3 protein-coding genes and 2 pseudogenes are annotated in these 2,641 nt (G+C 60.5%); 4 read left to right on the top strand and 1 reads right to left on the bottom strand.

Annotation, left to right across the window (positions count from 1 at the left end; genetic code table 11):
- Positions 1-45: 45 nt before the first annotated feature.
- Positions 46-756, bottom strand: coding sequence for a beta-L-arabinofuranosidase domain-containing protein (locus AC066Y_RS43090; RefSeq protein ID WP_478279116.1), 711 nt, complete (start codon positions 754-756; stop codon positions 46-48).
- A gap of 732 nt (positions 757-1,488) precedes the next feature.
- Between AC066Y_RS43090 and AC066Y_RS43085 the strand changes: the two are divergent.
- The 4 genes and pseudogenes from AC066Y_RS43085 to AC066Y_RS43070 form a co-directional block, all read left to right on the top strand.
- Positions 1,489-1,760 (top strand): annotated as a pseudogene (locus tag AC066Y_RS43085) (tyrosine-type recombinase/integrase); the annotation flags it as partial.
- Positions 1,761-1,770: 10 nt separating this feature from the next.
- Positions 1,771-1,908 (top strand): annotated as a pseudogene (locus AC066Y_RS43080) (IS91 family transposase); the annotation flags it as partial.
- 25 nt (positions 1,909-1,933) lie between these two features.
- Positions 1,934-2,128 (top strand): hypothetical protein, encoded by a 195-nt coding sequence (locus AC066Y_RS43075; protein WP_478279117.1) that lies wholly within the window; start codon positions 1,934-1,936, stop codon positions 2,126-2,128.
- Between the two features lie 81 nt (positions 2,129-2,209).
- Positions 2,210-2,518 (top strand): hypothetical protein, encoded by a 309-nt coding sequence (locus tag AC066Y_RS43070; RefSeq protein ID WP_478279115.1) that lies wholly within the window; start codon positions 2,210-2,212, stop codon positions 2,516-2,518.
- The last annotated feature ends 123 nt before the right edge of the window (positions 2,519-2,641 follow it).

Here is a 2,641-nt window from a genome sequence, read left to right as displayed (position 1 = left end):
GTCCTTCGAGTATCCCTTCGCCATCGCGCGACCTCGCTGTTGCTGTCAAAGCAACCCGAATCTGATTTGCGCGCTTTTGGGAACCCCCTTACTGTTCCGATTCACATCAACCGAAAACCGCTCTAGCGTGAGATATCGCTGCTCATGCGTCACTTCGTAGAGGCGCGCCAACGCAAGTTCAATTTCCGGGTGGCCATCGTAGCCATGTAGCTGATCGCGTTCCCGGCCGAAAACCGTGTCGACGTGGTCAGCAAGTCTGCAACCAACCTCGAACAATCGCCGTTTGCCAGTCGCCTGAAAGAAAGCGACACCCGCTTCAATCAAATGGCCGGCGCAGTAAAGCTCGTGGCACTCCGCTAGGTTGCTCCAGCGCTCCCGAGGCGCGTTCAGTATGAAATAGGTGTTAAGATAGCCATCGCCACATTGGGCGGTCGCAATCAATTCAATCAGCTCGTCGGCAGCCTTCTCCAGCTCTGGATTGGGTGCCTGGCATAGTGACCAAGCAACCGCCTCTAGCCATTTTGCGACGTCACTGTCTTGAAAAACCGTTCCATGGAACTCGCCTCTCGCATCTCCTGCGGCGATGCGGAAGTTCTCCACCGCGTGGCTCGGTATCGCCTCGGGATTGCGATCGTTCAGCACCTCCCATTGGTAGGGAATTGCCACTTCCCTTACCAACTGCTGACATTTCCCAATCAGCGGATCCAAGACGTGTAGGTTGTGAAGATCGATTTCGGCCACATTCCGCTCACTCATTTCGTTCCTCCCTGGTGGGTCGGAAGGACGCCTAGCAAGGCAAGCCAACTCACCATGATTGCGTTGCTGGGGTTGCGGCCCTGAGGTTTGCGGCTGCACAGTCCTATTCCCGAAGCGAGCGTTGCAGTGACAGAAATGGAGAGGGTTCTCCTGCGGCGTCGTACGACCAGACATGTGCGGGCAGCGGCTCGTTCGAGGAGCGGGCCAGCAATTCCCATGCCGAGAATGAGGGCTGTTCTTCTGGTCGATCCGATCTGCGGCTCTGCGATAAGCGTCCGTTGGTCCGCCCAACCAACCGGATTTACCAGTCGAGCTAAATCCCGCATCGCCGCAGCTCTGGGTCGATCCTGGTATACGAACCGATCGGCTGTCCCCGGACAGATAATCGCCCACGACCGTCGCCGGCCGCAGATACAGCCGGAACGCCGCTCCTTTCGTCGCGACCAGCCGCCGCACCTGATCCGAGGCCTTCAATACGCTGCGCGGGAATGTCCGGTTTCGAACAATCCTTTGATGACACGTGGCGGGTGGGCGGACCGCAGGGCGCGTGAAACCCAAGTCGGATCGAATGGGCCGCCGCTACGCAGGATTCAACGGAGACACTTGGGCGTTAATCCCAGGCAATCCCGACGGGTCGAAGCGCATGCTCAGTAAGCGTCACGAGAGGATCACCGGTTCCTGGGCTTGACCTGCGCGGAATGCTCTGGATAGCGCGGTCGGATCCCCAACGAGCCGATATCGACCAACGCGGTGCAGGACGCCTGCAGCAAGGCGCATCGGTTAGCCGGCCTTGCCAAGCCCGTGACGCCGCATTCGCTGCGGCATGCCTTCGCCGTTCATCTACTCGAGGCCGGCACGGATCTTCGTACCATCCAGCTCTGTCCACAACCACGCAATATCTCCGGATAGCCACGAACAAAGTCTGCGCGGCGACCAGCCCACTGGAGCTGCTGCCGCGCCCAATCCCTAAGGCACTACCAGCGCCGCCGCCTGAACATTTCTGACGGCGGCCCCTTGGGACGCTCAGGTCCGGAAGTGGCGGATATCTTCCGCCGCTATGGTGCTGCCTGGCGCGAGCAGCACTGGAGGTCTCTATCGACCGAACGACGTGCAGCAATGACGGTGATCGAGCGCTGCCGAAGGCGAGGCCTTCTTCCTCAGCTCGCGAGGCTGCCGTCTGTCGGCGACCGGCCTGCAAAGCAATTTCGCTAAGGCCCGCAAGCTCGCGGGTCTTGACAATGGCAAGCCTCTGCGACCGCACGATCTTCGGCACCGGTTCGCGGTGACCAGGCTCAGGCTGTGGCACCAACAGCGCGCAGACGTTCAAGCACTGCTGCCTTACTCGCCACCTCCTCGGCCACGCCAACTATAGCGACACAGCCTACTACCTCACCGGCTCGTCGGATCTCCTCGCCATCGCGGCTGAGCGCGCCTTCCTCGACGGAGGCGCGGCATGAACGAACACCTCCTGCTGGCGCCGCTCCTGGAGTCGTACTTTCGTCGCCGGTTGACCACGCAGCGCGATGCGACCTCCGCGACCTTAGCCAGCTATCGCGATGCCTTGCGCATGCTGATCCTCTTTGCCGCCGCCCATTTGGGGAAGAAGCTCACCAACGCCGAGGTGATGCCATCATCGCAGCCCCTGATCAGACGACGCCCCGCGGCCGGCGCGACCGGGCCTTTCTGCTCTTCTTGGCGAGAACCGGCGCTCGCGTGTCCGAAGCGACCGGCGTCAACGCGAACGACCTTCAGTTGGAGGTGAGCGTCATGCGGAGACCACGCGCTGAGGGTTGATCTGGTCGGCTAGGAAGATCTCGCGGAATGGTTTGTCGCGAGGTCACAATGTCAAAGAATAGTCGTAAGGATAGCGATAAGGATAGGCATA

The sequence above is a fragment of the Bradyrhizobium sp. USDA3010 genome, from assembly GCF_056429065.1.
This window is presented reverse-complemented; position numbering and strand designations above follow the sequence as displayed.

Coding starts and splice junctions, on each gene's coding strand:
- AC066Y_RS43070 (WP_478279115.1), top strand. CDS start 2,210: ATGAACGAACACCTCCTGCTGGCGCCGCTCCTGGAGTCGTACTTTCGT.
- AC066Y_RS43090 (WP_478279116.1), bottom strand. CDS start 756: ATGAGTGAGCGGAATGTGGCCGAAATCGATCTTCACAACCTACACGTC.